General features: G+C 47.2%; 16 protein-coding genes and 1 pseudogene. 5 read left to right on the top strand and 12 right to left on the bottom strand.

Annotation, left to right across the window (positions count from 1 at the left end):
- Positions 1–471: 471 nt before the first annotated feature.
- The 6 genes and pseudogenes from BMW55_RS14240 to BMW55_RS19975 form a co-directional block, all read right to left on the bottom strand.
- Positions 472–1500 carry a YncE family protein gene (locus BMW55_RS14240; protein WP_089970656.1) on the bottom strand — a complete coding sequence of 343 codons (1029 nt, stop codon included), beginning with the start codon at positions 1498–1500 and terminating at the stop codon, positions 472–474.
- Between the two features lie 91 nt (positions 1501–1591).
- Positions 1592–1981: a hypothetical protein gene (locus tag BMW55_RS19045; RefSeq protein WP_139179506.1), complete on the bottom strand. Its 390-nt coding sequence runs from the start codon at positions 1979–1981 to the stop codon at positions 1592–1594.
- 715 nt (positions 1982–2696) lie between these two features.
- Positions 2697–3416: an Imm26 family immunity protein gene (locus BMW55_RS14235; protein ID WP_089970653.1), complete on the bottom strand. Its 720-nt coding sequence runs from the start codon at positions 3414–3416 to the stop codon at positions 2697–2699.
- Positions 3417–3431: 15 nt separating this feature from the next.
- A pseudogene (locus BMW55_RS14230) lies at positions 3432–3713 on the bottom strand (DUF2750 domain-containing protein); the annotation flags it as partial.
- 151 nt (positions 3714–3864) lie between these two features.
- Positions 3865–4305, bottom strand: coding sequence for an SMI1/KNR4 family protein (locus BMW55_RS14225; RefSeq protein WP_089970647.1), 441 nt, complete (start codon positions 4303–4305; stop codon positions 3865–3867).
- A 113-nt stretch (positions 4306–4418) separates the two neighbouring features.
- Positions 4419–4688: a polymorphic toxin type 8 domain-containing protein gene (locus BMW55_RS19975; RefSeq protein WP_425283868.1), complete on the bottom strand. Its 270-nt coding sequence runs from the start codon at positions 4686–4688 to the stop codon at positions 4419–4421.
- A gap of 309 nt (positions 4689–4997) precedes the next feature.
- On the opposite strand from BMW55_RS19975, the gene BMW55_RS19495 reads away from it, so the two are divergent.
- Positions 4998–5156 carry a hypothetical protein gene (locus BMW55_RS19495; protein ID WP_170839953.1) on the top strand — a complete coding sequence of 53 codons (159 nt, stop codon included), beginning with the start codon at positions 4998–5000 and terminating at the stop codon, positions 5154–5156.
- Positions 5157–5298: 142 nt separating this feature from the next.
- On the opposite strand, the gene BMW55_RS14215 is transcribed toward BMW55_RS19495, so the two are convergent.
- Positions 5299–7089, bottom strand: coding sequence for a M3 family oligoendopeptidase (locus tag BMW55_RS14215; RefSeq protein WP_089970640.1), 1791 nt, complete (start codon positions 7087–7089; stop codon positions 5299–5301).
- A gap of 251 nt (positions 7090–7340) precedes the next feature.
- Positions 7341–8333 (bottom strand): lipoate--protein ligase, encoded by a 993-nt coding sequence (lplA, locus tag BMW55_RS14210; RefSeq protein WP_089970637.1) that lies wholly within the window; start codon positions 8331–8333, stop codon positions 7341–7343.
- A gap of 233 nt (positions 8334–8566) precedes the next feature.
- On the opposite strand from lplA, the gene recQ reads away from it, so the two are divergent.
- Positions 8567–10720, top strand: coding sequence for a DNA helicase RecQ (gene recQ, locus BMW55_RS14205; protein ID WP_089970634.1), 2154 nt, complete (start codon positions 8567–8569; stop codon positions 10718–10720).
- 6 nt (positions 10721–10726) lie between these two features.
- Here the strand turns inward: recQ and BMW55_RS14200 are convergent, their stop codons facing one another.
- Positions 10727–11704 carry an MBL fold metallo-hydrolase gene (locus tag BMW55_RS14200; protein WP_089970631.1) on the bottom strand — a complete coding sequence of 326 codons (978 nt, stop codon included), beginning with the start codon at positions 11702–11704 and terminating at the stop codon, positions 10727–10729.
- 237 nt (positions 11705–11941) lie between these two features.
- Here BMW55_RS14200 and BMW55_RS14195 point away from each other — a divergent pair, with 237 nt between their 5' ends.
- On the top strand, positions 11942–12748 hold the full coding sequence (locus BMW55_RS14195) for an HAD family hydrolase (protein WP_089970628.1): 807 nt from the start codon (positions 11942–11944) through the stop codon (positions 12746–12748).
- Between the two features lie 119 nt (positions 12749–12867).
- Here the strand turns inward: BMW55_RS14195 and hisC are convergent, their stop codons facing one another.
- Positions 12868–13983: a histidinol-phosphate transaminase gene (gene hisC, locus BMW55_RS14190; protein WP_089970625.1), complete on the bottom strand. Its 1116-nt coding sequence runs from the start codon at positions 13981–13983 to the stop codon at positions 12868–12870.
- Between the two features lie 148 nt (positions 13984–14131).
- Between hisC and rnz the strand changes: the two genes are divergently transcribed.
- Positions 14132–15055, top strand: coding sequence for a ribonuclease Z (rnz, locus tag BMW55_RS14185; protein WP_089970622.1), 924 nt, complete (start codon positions 14132–14134; stop codon positions 15053–15055).
- A 7-nt stretch (positions 15056–15062) separates the two neighbouring features.
- Here the strand turns inward: rnz and BMW55_RS14180 are convergent, their stop codons facing one another.
- Positions 15063–16256, bottom strand: coding sequence for a 3-phenylpropionate MFS transporter (locus tag BMW55_RS14180; protein ID WP_089970619.1), 1194 nt, complete (start codon positions 16254–16256; stop codon positions 15063–15065).
- Positions 16257–16512: 256 nt separating this feature from the next.
- Between BMW55_RS14180 and BMW55_RS14175 the strand changes: the two genes are divergently transcribed.
- Positions 16513–18225 (top strand): serine hydrolase domain-containing protein, encoded by a 1713-nt coding sequence (locus BMW55_RS14175; RefSeq protein WP_089970617.1) that lies wholly within the window; start codon positions 16513–16515, stop codon positions 18223–18225.
- A gap of 138 nt (positions 18226–18363) precedes the next feature.
- On the opposite strand, the gene BMW55_RS14170 is transcribed toward BMW55_RS14175, so the two are convergent.
- A complete protein-coding gene (locus BMW55_RS14170) occupies positions 18364–19074 on the bottom strand; it encodes a C40 family peptidase (protein ID WP_244527574.1) in 711 nt (236 codons plus the stop codon).
- Positions 19075–19423: the final 349 nt, after the last annotated feature.

Raw genomic sequence — 19423 nt, 5'->3', positions numbered from 1 at the left:
ATCGTTACTTTAATGTTTTTCTCTAAGGGGGATGGGGGCAGCCTCTGTCGAGTTGCCGCCATCAGTCCAATAAATAGAAAATGACTTGCTGTAAATCCCTTGAGGTATCTTCTAAGTTAGCCATTACCGATACTCAGGACGAATTTGAACGTTTCATTCCTGAGTTTCCCGTATAAATACGAATGACTTGAGTTGCTTCATATGCAATCTCAAGTCATTTTCCATTTATTAGGTAAATGATCCCAAAATCAACGTTCGCTACTTCCACCCGATTTACGGGAGTAGTCCTGGATCGTTACCCCAACGGAGTCTTGGAAAGTGAGGTTTCTATCTTCTTATTCGGGGATGTGCAAAAATACCAAAGAGGTATTCCGGTATACTTGGAACACCTCTTTTCTATGGATTTTGCTACTTAGTTTTTTATTCAAACTCATTCGTCCCTTATCTGCTGATCTTCGCATTAATGAGAGTCTAAGGATTTGACGGGTTAGTGATAATCAAGTCTTGTACTCCCATATTACGTTTATTCGGAAGTTCAATCATTCCCACTTTATTACCAGTCTGCTTGTTATAGATGCCTATTCTCCCAACAATATCCTGTCTAGGTTGTGGATCATTTTGTGCCTGAGATAGCACGTATATATTCTGAGAATCCATATCTGCCCTTAAAACTGCCTGGTCTCCTGTGCTAAAACTCCCTTTAACTTGAAGTGTCTTTCGATCTATTTTTGTAATATGATTCCCCAACATATAAGTAACGTAAATGGAATCTTGGTCTATGAGCAGATCATCTGGTTCTTTATAAGGGAGTTTTACTTGTTTCATCTCCCGCGTTCCTTTAGTCACAATGGTAAGTGATTTGGTCTGTGGAGATGTTAATAGAAGCTTGCCATCAAGAATTTGGATCTCTTTCCCTATTCCGTATTGAGGACCCAGCCCAATTTCTTTATGCACTTTTAAAGTATCTTTTTCCAGAATATAAAGGGCATTATATTTGTCACTGATTGCATTTCCAACTGCATATACATAATCATCATCCATAGCGACAGCTTCTAGTAAACCTGATAACGTGGTCTTTTTTACTTGATCTTCTTGCTTCTTTTCCAATGTTCCAGTACTGTAATCTGTATTGTAACTACTTATTTCAACACCTTTATGTACAAATATATCTAGTGGCATAATAGGAGTTTCTCTTTCGCTTATTTTCCCGTCAGCTTGGATGGTGATAATACTATCTCCAAATGCAACAGGAAGGAGGAGTTCATTATTCTCACCTCGTTCTATTCGCTTTATATACATCTGTTTCATTTGATGAGATCCTAAAATTTGTTTTTTATCATCTATAAAAACAAGTTCACTATCTTCTTTGGTTGCATCTGTATATATAACAGCGATATGACTATCTGATATATTTTTTATGAGAGGCTGATTGTTATTACAACCTATAATAAGCGCAGAAATGCTGAACAATATTATGAATAATAAACTTCTTTTTCTCACAGAAATCCCCCTAGATAAAAAAGAGCGAAAGTCACCTCTCGCTCTTTTTTGATTTTCAAGCAACCTATCGAGCTTAAGTACTTTGGTCTTTTTAACCCTTCGAATAGAAAACGGTTGTTTGGCTGTCATTAAAAATATCTACTGGCCAGACAGCACTGCCACCATTAGCGTCTATATCAAATCCTGTATTAGTCCAAGCACGCCAAGCCAGTTGTGAGCAATAGAATGCATCTGTTCTTGTCTTATTCGTAAAGAAGTGATTGTATGGGTAATTGATTCTAGCATCTGCATAAGAAGAAACATAGCTGTAATCCGAGCTATCAGCTCCAGACACCCACAGACCTCTTACAGTGGAATATCCTGATCTTGTTTTCCAGTCATTAACCATTTTATAAACCTTATATTGACCAGACACTGGAGCCTTGCCGATACCAAAGGCTTCAGCTACGTGGCTTCCAGAAGTGTATAATACCACTCCCACATGTCCACCAGCCCATGTTTGATCACCACTGCCACTGAAAGAGGGAGTATATAAAATATCTCCTCTGGTCCCTACACCATTAGTAGGAGTCATTACAGAAATTGGATTGAGCCCTTTAGCTTTATGATAACGCTCAAGGGTTGCCGCATCAACTGGCTTCTTCCACTTTGCTGATTTTGTTACTTCCGCAGAGTCTTTCTTTCCTTGCTCAAATCTCTTTCAATTGCGCTTGAGTTAATTGAGGAGTACCTGCATTAGCAAAAGCCGCAGATGTACCACCAAAAACCATGACCAGAGCAGCTAAAATTAATACAATATCCTTGCAATAATAATATTAGTATAGACAGAAAATAAATATAAGCAAAAATTTTTACATTTATCATATAATTGTATTATAATTAATTTTGCGTCATATTAAGGATATTGTTTAAATTATAGGAGGTTGATCAGAGTGAGGAAACAAGTAGTAGCTTTTCTGGCTTTGGCGTTTGTAGTGATGTCTATACCTATAGCTGCATTCGCTGAGGGAGGGAAATTTATTTACAATTTTAAGTACTTACTAAATAGTAATACTTATTATTAGGTAAATGATCCCAAAATCAACTAGGATTGTAAAAGGATTCGAATTAAGTTAAATTTTTCAGGCATTAAAATAATCTCTAGCAGTTATACTAGAGATTATCTTAATGCAAATTGAGTTTACAATTTTAATTTTTTATGACTCCCCTGTTTTCTGTTTAAGATATTCTTCATACAACCACTCTTCGATAATACCGCTTCCAATTAATCCATCAGGGTTTTTTACCTTTAATGCTTCTTCTTTAGTTACAGGAAAAATTCGAGCATCGGGATTATTTGCAGCACCTTTACTGATATAATATACGTCACCATGCATTTTATCATAAAAATCAGGAATTTGATATTTGGATTCATCAAAAGGAATAGATCCTATTTTTTTCCATTCATTGTCTAAGATGCCTGCAACTCCACTTAGTAAAGTAAATACAACCTCTTTCTTCAGCCTTTTAAATTGGTTGATAGAAATAATATTATCTGTGAATATATTATAATATTCTATATACACATCTTCCATCGGCTTACCTCCAGTACACACCATACCATAACCATAAACTTCTCCATCATTAAGTGGAATTGCAAATAGATCGCCTGGTTTATATTTGATCTTTTTTACTTTTTTCTTCTTGATCTTACACTCACTTAACGTAAACCCTTCCATATCTGACAGACATTCAAAATTCATTGAATCTAATGCAAGAGCTATTAATTTGCCCAATTCTTCACTGGTTGGCTTCCTTCCTGCATCCTCCAAGTAAACATTAGATAACTCTTGAAAAGCATCGATTAAAATGTCAAATGGCTCATCGCCTATTAGCAATCTATTGTTTTCTTTAGTGGTTTCTTCCCAAAAACCCATCCTTTCACCTCTTAATCAAAATTTTTTTAGTGCCTCTTCTACGTCTTCAGATAATCCGGCCATCCAATGCCAAAACTTCCAGATGGGGCGTCTGTAAAGTTTTCGATCCAGAAATTGTTGTAATCTCTGGATGTGTTGTTGATCATCTTTTGTCAATACTTTTCCAAGCGCTTCAGTGGGTACATAATTAGACCACTCTTCTCTTGCACATTGGCTTGCATATGCACGATCTGACCAAAACAACATGACTTCTGTGTCTTCCCAATCATTTGATGGCGAGACACACCATCCTTTTTCCGATTTTAGGCCTCACACTGTTTGATTTGAGATAATTCTCTCTAAAAATCTATAATACCTTTTATTTGAATTTATATGAATTTATAGTTAAATCCAGTTTATCAGACACAATACCATCTCCCTATATTCGTGCACTACGTTAGATAAACAATCATTCATCATCTAGATCAACTTCATTATCCAATTCATATTCTTGTTGAATAAACTGTTTGAGATTATCAGCTATTTTTTCCGTTAAACCCGTTTCGCAATCCCAAAAATATATTGCTTCTTCCATTTTATTATTATTTATTTTAAAGCAAAGTTTATTTCCAGTTCCGTTTTCAGCAAATTGGATTAAATCTTCCGGTATATGGGTAAATCTAACTGACGGTTGGTTATTTCTAACAATGTCATCCCAAGTTTTCCTAATATTTTTGGGATCTTTAATCGGATAGAAAATCCATTCACCTATTTCGCAATTATTTATAAGTTTTACGAGCTCTTTGTATTGCGAAGGAAAACTAGCTCCCAGAGAATTTTCGGTAGTATTTAGTGTTTCCTCATCTACACCGGGTTTGCCACCGTAAATCAAATTTATTATATCTTTCATTTCAACTACTACTCCCTTAATACTTGATATGTGCTAAGAAAATTTAACAATACATCGAATAGGAGGGGGACATGGTCCCCCTAAATTTTCACGTTATAAAAACATACAGGAAACTATCTTCTATAACCATGTATTTTGTGATACCTTTTATGATCTTTCCTCAATTGTAAAACAGAATATCTATAACTAAATCCTTTTCTTGCTTCAAAACCTCTTCGATGATGTAGATCATACCCTTGAGGGACTCTTATATTTTTTCTGACTCGTACATGTCTATTCTTCGATTTTCTCTTAATTTCGTTAATATCACGTTTTATTTCCCCTCTTAATGCTCTGGAGAGTTTAGGATCATTTGCTAGTTCTCTTACAATTCTATTTTTCAATGATTTAGTTGATATTTTTATAATTATCAAGTTTTAAGTTTTTGACTCAAAACGAAGAATATAATTATTAGCCTATTTTATATGGGGAAGTCTGAAAAATTAGACAAGCATATGACAAAGTATATTTTCAAAAAAAGCATGCGTTATTTGATTATTATCCATTAAATTCTCCATAGGTTGTTTAATATTTGTATTGATCCATTCGGCTGAACCCGTAAGCAAAACCACAATTGAATCCCGAATACATAATTTTTCGCTGGGGCTCCATCCTAAGAAGAGCAAATATTGTAAAACAGTGGAGGTTTCGTGATGGATAAAGCGGACAACAAAAGAAGGCGTGAAGACCTGACGGAGATCAGCGGCGAATTGCACGGCATGAATGAACATACCGGAGCGATCGATCAAGTCGGCATCGCGAAGACGAAAAAGCACAGCGGGCTGTTGGAAAGATCACCGGAAAAAGAATAATCTCATAAGCATATAAACTCCTCCTTGACGGAATCTGCCCGCCAGGGAGGAGTTTATTGTAACGCGCGCAATCCTTTAAGACAGACTTCTTTCCAGGACTGCTCGACAGAAAAAGAGCCCCGTGTTGATCAGCATTTTCCCTCTACTCGGTTAACCGCAGGAACTCCTTCACATCGGCAAGAGCCAGATGGACGGCGCTCTCCCAGAAATCGGGCCGGGTTAAGTGCACACCCAGATGTTTTTGGGCCAGCTCTTCCACCGTCATGCGGCCGGTATCCCGCAGCAGATGGATGTATTTCTCCTCAAACGCCCGGCCTTCTTCCAGCGCGCGGGCGTAGACGCCGTAGCTGAACAAGTAGCCGAAAGTATAAGGAAAATTGTAAAACGGAACTTCCGTGATGTAGAAATGGAGCTTGGAAGCCCAGAAATACGGGTCATAGCCGCCCAGCGCTTCCCGGTAGGCCCTTTTCTGTGCGCTGACCATCAGTTCATTGAGTTCTTCCACACTGAGCAGCCCTTTTTTCCTCTTTTCGTAGAATTCCGTTTCAAACAGGAAGCGGGCGTGAATATTCATCAGAAACGCGGTGCAACTCTGCGCTTTCTCTTCCAGCAACACCACACGCTCCTGCTCGTTGGCCGCATTTTTGACCGCTGCATCGGCCACCAGCATTTCGGCAAAGGTGGAAGCCGTTTCCGCCACGTTCATGGCATAGTTTTGCACCAGTTGCGGGAGATCGTCCATCACATACTGGTGATAGGCGTGCCCCAGTTCGTGAGCCAATGTGGACACGTTGTCAGGGGTTCCCGAATAGGTCATAAAGATCCGCGACTGCCTGCTCACTCCAAAGGGGGTACAGAAACCGCCGGGCCCTTTGTTGGGACGGTCTTCCGCTTCGATCCAGCGCTCTTCAAACGCTTTTTCGGCAAACCGGGCCATCTTGGGGCTGAAGCGCTCAAACTGCTCCACGATGATGTCGGCCGCTTCGTCATAGCTGATTTTCTTGGACACTTCGCCAACCGGGGCGGAAATGTCGTACCAGCTTAACTTTTCCAGCCCCAGCAGCTTGGCTTTGCGATGTAAATAGGCCGCCAGCAGATCTTTATTCCGGTCAATCACTTCCCACATGGTCTGCAGGGTTTGTTCGGACATCCGGTTGATCTTCAACGGCTCCTTCAGGACGGAGTTCCAGCCGCGGTGCCGGTATAATTGGAGGCGGAAACCGCCCAGGTGATTGAGGGCGTGGGCGCAAAATTCGGCTTCCTTGCCCCATTTTTCCTCCCACTTGGCAAACACGGAAGCGCGAACGGAGCGGTCTTCATGGCTGAACAAGTTCCAGGCCTGCCCCGCGGAAAGCTCCTGAACCTTGCCATCCTTCTCAACAGGGATGGTTACCCTCCCCACCACTTTGTTATACAAATCGTGCCATGCATGATAACCATCCACGGCCAGATCGTTGGCCAACACTTCCTGCTCCGGGGGGAGCTTCTCCATCGCCTGTTCCCTGCGCTCGTTCAGCGGAAACGAGACGGAACTGATCGGTTTGGTTGCGAGAAACTCGTTCCACACCGCCTGCGGAATTTGCAGGATCAGTTTGTCAAGTTCAATCAGAGCCGATTCGTAAGCACTATGTAATTGAACCACCTGGGCGTACAAAAGCTTGGCTTGCTCATCTTTTACATTTTGAGCAGTCAAACATTCCGTAAAGGCGATCGCTTCCTTGAGCCGCCCCTGGATCTCATCGGCCAGGTAGACCGTTTGGACCAAATCTCCGGTTGCTTGCGTGGATTGGGGAACCTCCATTTGTTTGATCTGTTTTTGCAGATGCTCAATATCTTTCTCCAATCGCTGAAGAAAGGCAGCAAATTCTTTGGAACGGCTTCCGCCCGGAAAAAACACATCCAAATCCCATGTTTGGCTTAACGGCTTTTTCATTCATGCTCCCCCTCAAACGAATGATTTACCTGCAATTCAATCATATCAAAAAAATGGAACCGCATTGATATATAAATAAAAATTTATGTCTGTTCCTTTTAACGCTTCTTCCCTCCGCCTCCCCCAAGCACCGAAAGATGATGATCCTGTTCATTCGCATTCCACCATTATGATTAATATTTTGTGTTTGAACAAAAAAACACTTGGCTTCCTTTCGTATACAGGAAAAACCAAGTGTTTCCCACGCCGGACTAATACACCAAATCGATGAATTCTTCCCGCGTAATGTTTCCAAAATAATGTTTTACGTCCACATCGGCCAACGCCTGCTCAATCTCTTGCCGGTCATAACGTTTGCCGATCAAGCGCTGTTCAATGTCCGCGACATCTCCGATACCAAAAAAGTCCCCGTAAATCTTGCAGTTTTGGATGATTCCCTTTTCTCCCACTTCGAGGCGGATATCGATGGAACCTACCGGGAAGCGCTTGCTGTGCCGGACGTTAAACTCCGGAGATTCGCCGTAGTTCCAGTCCCAATTCTGGTAGCGCTCTTTGGAAATCTCGCGGATCTTCTCCCAATCCGCTTCCGTGAGAATATATTCAGGGACGGGAGCCTGCCCTTCAAAAATCGAATCCAGGAGCACCTGTCTGAATTCCTGAATCGTCATCGGCTCTTTCAGGTAGTCACTGATGTTGGCCACCCGGCTGCGCACCGATTTAATCCCTTTGGACTCGATTTTTTCCTGCTTCACATTGAGTGCCTGGACCACCCGCTCCAGGTCGACGTTAAACATCAGCGTCCCGTGGCTGAACATGCGGCCGCGTGTGGAAAATTGGGCATTGCCGGAGATCTTCTTCCCGTCTGCGAGAATATCATTGCGCCCGCTCAGCTCCGCCGGAACACCCAGTTTGCGCAAGGCCCGGATCACCGGCTCGGTAAACTTGCGGAAATTGGCGAAACTCTTCCCGTCGTCCTTGGTGATAAAGCTGAAATTCAAGTTGCCCAGGTCATGGTAGACCGCCCCGCCTCCCGACAAGCGGCGCACGACATGGATATTGTGTTCACGGACATAGTCGACATGAATCTCTTCCACCGTATTCTGATGTTTCCCGATAATGATCGAAGGCTCATTGATGTAAAAAAGCAGGTACGTATCCTCCATGTCGAGATGTTTGAGCGCATATTCTTCAATCGCCAGATTGATGCGCGGATCGGTAATGTTCTGGTTATCTATAAACAGCAACGAGGGTCCCCCCTTGGACTGCGAATCTTTGCCCATTTATTGTAGAACAATACGGCTGGTTTTCATAGATCTTTCATTTTTGCTTGCCAGATTGCCTGTCGTTCACTGCAACTCTATTTCCTTTGACTTCTTTTATAAAGTGAGAATCAGGAAGAAAGGCTGTCCTCAAATACACTTGTTCGTGTAATATATAGGAAATAGAGAACGATTTTTGTCGAAAGGGGCGATCGGCGTTGACGCTCCGGCAAGCGGAAGAACTGCTGCAAAAGTACTACGGGCACTCTTCTTTTCGGCCCGGTCAGCGGCAAATCATCGAGAGCATCCTGGCTGGCTACAATACACTCGGAATTATGCCGACCGGCGGAGGGAAATCGATCTGCTACCAGATTCCGGCCTTGATGTTTCCGGGTATCACGATTGTGATCTCTCCGCTGATCTCGTTGATGAAAGATCAGGTGGACGGGCTCAGACAGCTGGGAATTCCCGCTACATACATAAACAGTTCACTTACCCTAACAGAAATGGATGAGCGGATCAGGGAAATGACGGCCGGGAAGTACAAGCTTCTGTATATTGCGCCGGAACGGTTGGAATCCGGCCGCTTTCGCGCCATCTTTGAGACCCTGCCCGTCTATTTGGTCACGATCGACGAGGCGCACTGTATCTCGCAATGGGGACATGATTTCCGCCCCAGCTACCGGTCGATGGCCCAGATGATCCGGCAGTTGCCCAGAAAGCCGATCATCGCTGCCCTGACCGCGACGGCAACGCCTGAGGTGCGCGAAGACATCGCTTCCCTTTTATCCATCGAGCCGGCTCACATCTATGCAACGAGATTGCAGCGGGACAATTTAAGTTTTTCTGTCAGGCATGAAGAAGACAGGCGGGAGTTTATCAGAGCGTATCTGGAAGCGCATCCGCGGCAGACGGGGATTATTTATTGCTCTACCCGCAAAGAGGTGGACCAGCTCCATCAGGATCTTTCCGGGCAAGGATTTGCCACGGCCGCCTATCATGCGGGCATGAGCGACGAGGAACGCGAACGGGCCCAGGAGAAATTTTCCTATGACCAGCTGCAAGCCATTGTCGCCACCAATGCATTCGGCATGGGAATTGACAAATCCAATGTCCGTTTTGTCATTCACTACAACCTTCCCAAAAACCTGGAATCGTATTACCAGGAAGCGGGGCGGGCGGGCCGTGACGGGGAGGAGAGCGAATGCATCTTGCTGTACAGTCCGCAGGATGTGCACACGCAAAAGTTTCTCATCGAACAATCGGAGCTTTCTCCCGAGCGAAAACAGCATGAATTCGGCAAACTTCAAGAGATGCACAATTATTGTTACACCAGCCAGTGCCTGCAAGCCACGATTGTGAAATATTTTGGCGATCCGGGCAGCGAGCCTTGCGGAAAGTGCAGCAATTGCCGCAAACTGACGGAAGAAGAGGAAATCGATCTCACCACCGAAGCACAAAAGATCTTTTCCTGCATCAAGCGGATGAAGGAGCGTTTCGGGTTATCGACGGTCTCGAAAGTGTTGAAAGGCTCCAAAAGCAAGCGGATTTTGGAATGGCAATTGGATGGGCTCTCTACATACGGAATCATGAAGGAGTATACGGAAAAACAAATCCACCAGCTCTGCCTGGAACTGGTGGCCGAAGGTTATCTTCACATCCGTTTGAACAACCACTCGCTGCCGGTTGCCAAACTGACACCGAAAGCCATTGAAGTGCTGAAAGGAGAGCGGAAAGTAACCGGACTCAGAAAGATCTATAAAGATGGCCCGAAACAGTCCGGGCAGGCAGGCGGCTTGTTTGAAGAATTAAGGGCCGTGCGCCTGAAACTGTCACAGCGGGAACAAATACCGCCGTATATGATCTTTCCGGACAGTACCTTGAAGGAAATGTGCAAACGTCTGCCGCAGAACAAAGAAGCCATGCTCCTCATCTCCGGAGTGGGTGAGCGGAAATATCAAATGTACGGTGAAGAATTTTTGGCCGTGATCGCACAATATGTGAAACAAAACGGCATCTCGCCTCTGGTGACACACGAGGCAGAGCCCGGACAAAGCGAAAAAGAACCCAGCCATTTGATTTCTTACCGCCTCTACCAACAGGGAAAATCGATCGCCGACATTGCCGAAACGCGCGGACTCTCCACGGGAACCATCGAAGATCATCTGTTCCGCTGCGGAGTGGATGGCCTTCCTTTGGATTGGAACCGGTTCATCCCCGCTGAGCATGAAGAACTGATCATGCAGAAAATCGAAGAACTTGGTGCGCAAAAACTGCGCCCGATCAAGGATGCCCTTCCCGAAGAGGTCACTTATATGGCCATCAAAGCGGCCATCGCCAAACGGCAGCTTCTCCTCTCAGCCAAGACATAGCCCATTTCATCCCGCCGTGTGAAATGGGCTGCCTTCGGATATGACCGGTGTTTTCACGAATTGAAACACGGCGCCGTGTTCTCTGATCACAATGCGGTCTTGTTGATCCCCCGCTGCTTCCAATAGCCGCCGGATGGGTTCATCCACCGGTTCGTGGGAGAGCACAAATGTATCCCAGTGAATGGGCACCAGCCATCTCGCCCCTGTATCGAGAAACATCTCCCAAGCCTGTTCAGGGGTGCAATGGGCCCTCAGCAAGGCATCCGGAGCATACGCTCCAATCGGCATAAAGGCCAGATCGATCTCCCCTGTTTCCCTCAGCTTGCGGAAGCCGGGCGTGTAGGCGGTGTCACCGGGATAAAAGATGCGGGTGCCGTTTTTTTCAATCAAATAGCCGGTATGCCCGTAACTTCGATTCCAGGGATAGCGATTCCCCCAATGTTTCACCGGAACAGCCGTCACCTTGACACCATCGTCCAGTAAAACACTCTCTTCCCCGTCCAGCTCCGTCACCTGCCCGAACGGGATGTTTTTGAGCAAGTGAGAAGTTCCTTTTGCCGTAATGACCCGCGTGTCCGGAGAAGCCAATTTGGTAAGTGTCGGGATATCAAAGTGGTCGAAATGAGCGTGAGACAGCAATATCAGGTCGATTCGGCCCGCATCTTCCGGGGAGAGGGCAGGAGCGGTATGGCGTCTGGGGCCCACTTGCCATCGGCCCTCTGAATCCAAATGCTGGCCCACCCGATTCCCGAGCACGGGATCGGTCATGATTTTTGTGCCGTAAACATTCATGCATACTGTTGAATGCCCTACCCAGCCAACCGTCACCTGATCATCCTTCCATTCCAGCGGCTTCAGCCAACGGGAAGGCTGTTTGTACGGCGGCTTCGGGGTTTTGATCGCGCGAAACCAGACGAAAAATGCGAAAAATGCAATAAAGGGAAGGCTTCCCATCACCAGCAAAATTGTGACTATGAGCTTCATTCCTCTATCCCCTAAAATTTCTCGTTTCTTACAACCGTCAATTATACCCTACCCTTTCCCATCCCCACAATCCTTCTTCATCAGATCCCTCCCCTATTCCGATCCTGACATAAAAGGTTTATACCGGCTTTAATATTCCGTAACATTTGGGTGATCCTTAAAACATGCCCCGCCTGACAGGTTCGCCGGATTATGGTAAGCTAGAGATTGTATTTTACGGATAGAAAGAGAGAGGCCATGATCAAGCTATTTGTGAGCGATTTGGACAACACTTTGTTTAATGACGAAAAACAGATCAGCGAAGACGACCGCCGGGCCATTCGCGCCCTGATGGACGCGGGAATTCACATTTGCCTCGCTTCGGGAAGAATGGACAAGGAGCTGGTATCGGTGATGGAACAACTGGGCGGTTCGTTTCACCGAATCAGCCAAAACGGGGCGTTCGTATACACCCGTGAGGGCGAGCGACTGCTTGCGGCAAGCTTTGAAGGCAACCTGGCCCGCCATCTGTATGAAGCAGCCGCTCCGTTTGGGCTGGTTGGTTTCATCAGTATGGAAGACCGGATGCTGGTCCCTTCCGTCACCGAAGATGTCCGCCGGATTGAATCCCGCATGATGTTTCCCGTGGAAGAGCATCCCGGTGTTCTCGAAGAAATCGGCACAACCATTCAGCCGAGCAAAATTTGTTTCATCGGGGACATCGGGAAGATCAGGCAATTGGAAACCCGAGTTCATCAGCAATTTCCCGGCCGCGTGGATACGTTCATCTCGGACAGAGACTGCATTGACCTGATGCCGCCCAACATCTCCAAAGGAGCAGGTTTAAAGCGATTGCTCGACAAGCTGGATCTGAAGCCTCACGAAACGGCATGCATCGGGGATTCCTACAATGATATCTCCATGCTTCAGCTCACCCCGCACAGCTTTGCCATGTTCCATGCCGATCCGGAAGTGCAAAAAGAAGCCCGACACACTGCCAAATCCGTGGCTGAAGCGGCGGAATGGGTCCTGGATTACAATGCTCAGGCAGCCATGCAAGCCTGAAAACAAAAAGAGCTTTGCCCTTCCCACAGGAGAAGGCAAAGCTCTTTGTTTCAGCGATGGTGTATCCGGCGGTCTCACAGTCACTCCCGTTTTGGACACTCAGCAGGTAGTGACAATTATCATTCTGAAACAACTTCTTCCAGCGCTTGGGCAAAGATGCGCCTTTCTTCGGGAGTTCCCACGGTCACCCGCAAACAGCGGTTCAGCGGAGCCACCTGGGGAACGCGGATGAAGATCCCCTTTTCAAACAATGCTTCACGAATCGCCGCCGCCTTTTGATCACAGCCGACATCAATGGCAACAAAGTTGGTGTGGGAAGGAATGGCGGTAAAGCCCAGTTTCTTTGCGAGCTGCTCGTATTCTTTTCTTCCCTCTGCAACCGCTTGAACCACGTGACGGAGGAACTCGGTGTCCTGAAGGGATGCGATCGCCCCCGCCTGGGCCACCCGGTTGACGCCAAAGTGGTTGCGGATTTTGTCGATGGCCCGGATGATTTCTTGTTCCGCCAGCGCATATCCGATTCTTGCTCCGGCCATCCCGTACACTTTTGAGAATGTGCGGGTGCGAATGATCCGGGGATTCTCCAGATCCAGCGGAAGGGTCTCAGCGGCAGGCGCAAACTCGATATAAGCTTCATCCAGCAGCAGCAGACAGTCCTTCGGCAATTTGTCCATAAATTTTTCCAGCGCACGGGCCGAATGGAAGGTGCCGGTCGGGTTGTCGGGGTTGGCCAGATAAACCATTCTCGCTCCCGTCTCCACGGCTTTGGCGGCCAACGCATCGAGATCATTCATGAAATTTTGGTAAGGAACGGTTTCCAGTTTGGCTCCAAACCCGGCCACGTGATAGTTGAACGTGGGATACCCACCCAGCGAGCTGACCACCCGATCGCCCGGTTCCAAGAAGGCTCGCACAATCAGTCCCAACAGTTCGTCAATTCCGCTCCCGATCACGATCTCATCCATCCGGATCTGATGAATACGGGCCAATTCGCTTCTCAGATCATAACATTCCGAATCTCCGTACCAGTGAATCTCCGTAACGGCTTCGGCCATCGCTTTTTGCGCGAGAGGAGAAATTCCAAAAGTGCTTTCATTGGCTCCAATCCGGATCTGAATCTTTTTCCCGCTCTGCCTCTCCAACGCTTCGGGAGGGACAAACGGCACGACCGACGGCAACTCCCGCACAAGGGAAGCGAAAGGAGGTCTGGTGGAGTTCGTCAAATTCTTCTGCATGGGAATTCCCCTTTCCCTTCATGTTCGGTATTTTTAATAGTATAAGCCTATCAGAATAAACGGGAAAAATCATTGCCTATTTTTGCTCTTCTCTCCTGATCATCCGCCCGCTCTAAAAAATTCCAAAAGAAGGAAAGGAACCATTCTCATGAAACTGTACTTTTTAGGCACAGGGGCCGGAGTCCCTTCCAAGATGCGCAATGTTTCATCGCTGGCACTCAGTTGGCCGCGTTATCAGGGACAGACCTGGCTGTTTGATTGCGGTGAAGCCACTCAGCATCAGATTTTATCATCTCCGGTCACTTTGAGCAAAGTAAACCGGATTTTTATCACCCATCTTCACGGAGACCATCTCTTCGGGTTACCCGGGGTATTGGGAAGCCGCTCCTTTCAAGGAACGGAAACCCCGCTCACTTTATACGGACCGAAAGGACTCCGAACCTTTGTGGAGGTTGCGCTTGCAACCAGCCAAACCCACCTGCGCTATCCGCTGGACATCGTGGAAGTGGAGCACGGTTTCACGGCAGAAGACGAACATTTCACCATCACGGCAGGATTGCTGGAACACGGCCTCCCTTCTTACGGATACCGGATTGAAGAGAAAGACCGGCCCGGATCGCTCGACGCAGAACGCCTCAAGCAAATAGGGGTTCCCCCCGGCCCGGTTTACCAACGTTTAAAACGCGGAGAAACCGCCGAACTCCCGGACGGCCGGGTGATCGACGGCCGCGATTTTCTGGGCCCCGCCAAACAGGGGATGAAGGCAGCCATTCTGGGTGATACCCGGATGACAGCCACCTGTTTTGCACTGGCTGAACAGGTGGATCTGTTGATTCATGAATCCACTTTGCGAGCCGGACAAGAAGCGCTGGCCGAAGCCTTTTTTCATTCCACCTCCGTCCAGGCGGCAGAGGTGGCCCGCCAGTCGCAGGTCGGGACACTCATCCTCACCCACATCAGCTCCCGCTATTCGGAAGAAGAATGTGAAGAGATGCTTGCGGAAGCGAGAGCCATTTTTCCGCGTACCTACTTGGCTCATGACGGCTGGAGTTATGAGGTTCCCTCCCGCTGAGCATGGTTCATGGTTTCGCCCGCGCAACCGCGCCGGCTCCCTGCTGAAATGACGAATTCATCTGCATCCCGGCCAGTCGCTTCTGCAACATATAACAGAGGAAGAGACAGGGAAAAGATACAAGCGCCATCCCCAAAAACGGCAGATGAGAGGAAAAGGCATATAAGTAGCCGCACGCCACCGTCAGGATTCCCGGAAACAGACTCATGGCTAACGCGGAATACACTCCTTGGGCGGGCGCGATCGTATCGCCCGGCAAATGTTCGTTGACGAACTTGATAAATGCAAAGTGGGTCAAGCCAAATGTCATCGAATGCATAGTTTGCGAAAGGAGAAAAACCGTGACATCATGGAAAAGGTATACGGCCAACCATCGGATGACCGATGAAATAGCGGCGATTGTAAACATGACCGGAACGGACATGTTTGTAAAGAAACGTTTCGACAAATAGAAAAAGGCGATTTCCGAAATGACCGCCAACACCATAATCCATCCGATCAGGGTATTGTCAACTTTTAATTGCTGCAAATAAACGACGCCAAAACCGTTATAGGCGGCATGGGCTCCTTGAATCAGCATGCAAATGGCCAGACAGATGACAAACGCGGGTGATTTAAATAAATCCATCAACGGCGCTTTCGCTTGTTCCTGCCTGGATTGCACCGTTTTCGCCTCTCCCGCAAAAGCTTGCAGAGATAAAACGGCACAGCTGGCCAGCATAATATATACGATGAGGGTGTCCCCGTAGCGGGAAGTGAGCCATCCGGTTAAAACCAGAGCCGCGATATACCCCACGGACCCCCATAATCTGCTTTTTCCGTAATCGAGCTGATGATCCCTGGCCAGAAGCGTCGCCATCGTTTCATTCATCGGCAATAAGATCGGATAGGTGAGCGCAAAGATCACTGTGACGGCCATGAGAATCTCAACCCGATCAAAGGGGATAAAACCGAGCAACACGACCGTGGAGATGAGCGGAACCCATTTGAATAATGAAGATAAAGGAAACCTTCTGCACAAGGCCGGAAAAATATAGAAAGTGGCGATGGCCCGAACGATCAGGCCCACCGCGACGAACAGTCCGGCATCTTCGATTGAAAATCCTTTGGTCGTTAACCATGCGGTCCAATACGGAATAAATACGCCCCACGTAAAGAAAAAGGTAAAGAACCGGAGCGACATCCAAGACTGCTTCTCCATTTTTTCATCCTCCAGTATCCGTGATCACATCGCTCTGTGCAAATGATGGTTCGTAATACGAAAAAAACAATTGTTGTCAAGTATATAACTGCTCACTCTACCTGTCAATCATCCATTCCTGCGGCTGGTGTGATGGAAGCGGACAATGGCGAAAAGTTCAAATGATGGACTAAATATTCCGATTCTAAATTTAATATAAAATTATCTGATTTCATTTGTTAAAATAGTCTTATCAGAGATTATGGGAGGGTTCGCCATGCAGCAACAGCGTTGTCGCCGTTTCATGCTTGCCTTGGTGCTGGTTTTGTTACTCACTCCGTTCCAAGTCCGGGCAAATGGAACTTCTCTCTCAACCGGCTTAAGCATCGAACAGAAGGAAACAAAAGAGCTGCATCCTTCATCGACCCGTCCGTCCTCATGGGATCATCCTCTTCCGTCAAGTCCTGTTCTCCATCCCGGTACTCCCGCCTCTGCCGGCATGGACAGAGAGCCGCTCAAAGCGATTGATCCCTTTATGCAAGAGTCGATCGAAAACAACGTGATGCCGGGAGCGGTTGTGTTGATCGCCCGCCGGGGCGCCATTGTCAAACACCAGGCATACGGTTATGCCGCCAGGTACCAGGATGACCGGTTTACGCCGATGGACAAGCCGATTCCGATGAGCGAAGATACGATCTTTGACCTTGCATCGATCAGTAAAATCTTCACCTCCACCGCTGCCATGAAACTTTATGAGCAGGGGAAGTTCCGGCTCGATGACCCGGTTGCCAGGTACATACCGGAGTTTGCGCAAAACGGAAAAGAAAAAGTGACCATTCGCCAATTGATGACCCATACTTCGGGTTTCCGCCCCGGCATCCCCCTTTGGCAAATGGGCAAAAACCGTGAAGAACGCTTGCAGATCGTCTTTGCCTATCCCCTTGACCATCCGCCGGGAACCACTTATGTCTACAGCGATCTAAACATGATTACACTGGGAGCGCTGGTGGAACGGCTATCCGGCCAACGGCTGGATGTGTTTATCCGGGAAAACATCACCGAACCTCTGCACATGAAGGATACCATGTACAATCCCCCCGCCTCTTTAAAAGAACGAATCGCCGCCACGGAGTATCAGCCTTGGACCGGACGCGGATTGGTGTGGGGACAAGTGCATGACGAAAATGCCGCCGCTTTGGACGGCGTGGCCGGACATGCCGGCCTCTTTTCCACCGCCCGCGATCTGGTAACGTTCGCGCACATGATCTTAATGAAGGGAAAGTATGGTAACACCCGCATCTTACAACCCGAAACCGTGGAATGGATGGAAGAAAACCAAAACCAGGCCTTTCCCGGCGATGACCACGGACTTGGATGGGAATTGAACCAAGGCTGGTTTATGGATGCGCTGGCCAGTCCGCATGCGATGGGGCATACCGGATATACAGGCACATCGATCGTCATCAATCGGGATCAAGCCGCAATCGCCATCACGTTAACCAATCGCGTTCACCCGACCCGCCAAACGGTTTCCACCAATCCTGTACGCCGTCAGGTAGCCAGGTTGACTGCCGATGCAATCCCGGTTCCCATTCCCGGCCACTCCCCCGCTTGGTTTTCCGGCTACGGGGACCATTTGGACCGGACCTTAACCGCGGAACTCCCGGATTCATCCGGCCCGGAAACACGCACACTCGCATTTGCCACCTGGTATCGCATCGAACCCGGAGCTGACTTTGGCATAATCGAAGCATCCATCGACGGGGTCAACTGGTCCACCATCGGTTCCTCCTATACGGGAAGCAGTGACGGATGGACGCGGCACGTTATTGCCATTCCAAAGGGAATGAAATACCTCCGTTTCCGTTACCATACGGACGCAACGGTTAACGGCAGAGGGTGGTATTTGAAAGATCCAACGGTCACAGGAGAAAACGGGCAACCTCTGTCCCTCACCTGGTCAGGAAATGGATGGGAGATGAGAAGGTAAGCAACCAAAACCAACATTCCTATGTACTTGAATAGTCTTCCCGAACCATCATGCCAGGTTTCGTTGTGACTTCCATTATTCTAAACTTTCAAACAAAACCCGCCCTGTAATCTGAGGGCGGGTTGAATGATTTCCACATTATTTAACGGTATCCGGGGTAACACGGGTAGCTTTCACAAAGCCCCGATCCAGCCATCCGTCGCTCATATCATCGTAGCGGACGCCTCCGGGACCCCAAGTGTGCAGCAATTTACCGTTACCAGCATAAATGCCGACGTGTCCAATGCCAGGACGGCTACTGATTTTGAAGAAGACCAGATCCCCTTTTTGCAACTCGCTGCGGGAAACTTCTTGTCCTACCTCAGCTTGCTGTCTGGAAGTACGGGGGAGATCGATTCCGTTTTCAGCAAACACTCGCTTAACGAACGAGGAGCAGTCAAATACTTTCGTGGTTGTAGTGGGAGCACCGAATTTATACGGGGTACCCATATATTTTTCACCAGTTGCGATGATTTTGTCTCCCCAGCTGGTATTGGTTTCTTCCCCAGCTGCTTGCTGATGGTTTGGCTTCGGCACGACTTGGTCGCTGCTGTTGCTTTGTTGGGCAGTCGAATCAGCGGGTTGGGCATTCACCGGAGTGACCGAATATTTGGTTGTTCCTGTATTTTTCGAATTCAGGAATGTTCCCAAACCCATTTTACCAAAGAGGGATTCGATCAAGGAGTAGGGTTGCGAACTGTTCAATGTTTTGGATGCTGCATCGGCATGTCCGAGCGGCAGAATCGAAGTGCTCAACAACAAGGCTACAGAAGCGACGACAACTTTTTTCCATTTAATAGTAAGTTTCATCGTATCCTCCCTTTTTTGTTGAATTTCGTAATACATCAAACATATTAACATAGACCCGAGGGGAAATTGGCTGTAAATTTTATACATCTAAGAGTAATTTGTCGATTTACATTACGAATTCTCCAGACAAGAAACGCAGAAAACCCTGTGATATCAGGCTTTTCACGTTTTCTTCCTTTTTCTGTCCCCTCCGCCTTCAGGTAACATTTTCCTGGGATTTTTATAGTATTTTTAGTAAAGTTAGTTTGATTTCCGATACCGGTTTTGTGAAGCGGGCAAAGACAGGGGTGGTCAGGCAGCCCTCGATGGACGATCATTAAAAAAATGTTGATAAAAAAGAAAAAGAGGG

The sequence above is a fragment of the Lihuaxuella thermophila genome (assembly GCF_900110165.1).
Taxonomy (GTDB): Bacteria; Bacillota; Bacilli; order Thermoactinomycetales; family Thermoactinomycetaceae; genus Lihuaxuella; species Lihuaxuella thermophila.
This window is presented reverse-complemented; position numbering and strand designations above follow the sequence as displayed.

What these genes read in the sequence shown, in the direction of transcription:
- BMW55_RS14170 (WP_244527574.1), bottom strand. Translation starts at nt 19,074, where the DNA reads ATGAAACTTACTATTAAATGGAAAAAAGTTGTCGTCGCTTCTGTAGCC.
- BMW55_RS14200 (WP_089970631.1), bottom strand. Translation starts at nt 11,704, where the DNA reads ATGAAGCTCATAGTCACAATTTTGCTGGTGATGGGAAGCCTTCCCTTT.
- BMW55_RS19495 (WP_170839953.1), top strand. Translation starts at nt 4,998, where the DNA reads ATGGATAAAGCGGACAACAAAAGAAGGCGTGAAGACCTGACGGAGATC.
- hisC (WP_089970625.1), bottom strand. Translation starts at nt 13,983, where the DNA reads ATGCAGAAGAATTTGACGAACTCCACCAGACCTCCTTTCGCTTCCCTT.
- rnz (WP_089970622.1), top strand. Translation starts at nt 14,132, where the DNA reads ATGAAACTGTACTTTTTAGGCACAGGGGCCGGAGTCCCTTCCAAGATG.
- BMW55_RS14175 (WP_089970617.1), top strand. Translation starts at nt 16,513, where the DNA reads ATGCAGCAACAGCGTTGTCGCCGTTTCATGCTTGCCTTGGTGCTGGTT.
- BMW55_RS14180 (WP_089970619.1), bottom strand. Translation starts at nt 16,256, where the DNA reads ATGGAGAAGCAGTCTTGGATGTCGCTCCGGTTCTTTACCTTTTTCTTT.
- BMW55_RS14215 (WP_089970640.1), bottom strand. Translation starts at nt 7,089, where the DNA reads ATGAAAAAGCCGTTAAGCCAAACATGGGATTTGGATGTGTTTTTTCCG.
- BMW55_RS14235 (WP_089970653.1), bottom strand. Translation starts at nt 3,416, where the DNA reads ATGGGTTTTTGGGAAGAAACCACTAAAGAAAACAATAGATTGCTAATA.
- BMW55_RS14195 (WP_089970628.1), top strand. Translation starts at nt 11,942, where the DNA reads ATGATCAAGCTATTTGTGAGCGATTTGGACAACACTTTGTTTAATGAC.
- BMW55_RS14225 (WP_089970647.1), bottom strand. Translation starts at nt 4,305, where the DNA reads ATGAAAGATATAATAAATTTGATTTACGGTGGCAAACCCGGTGTAGAT.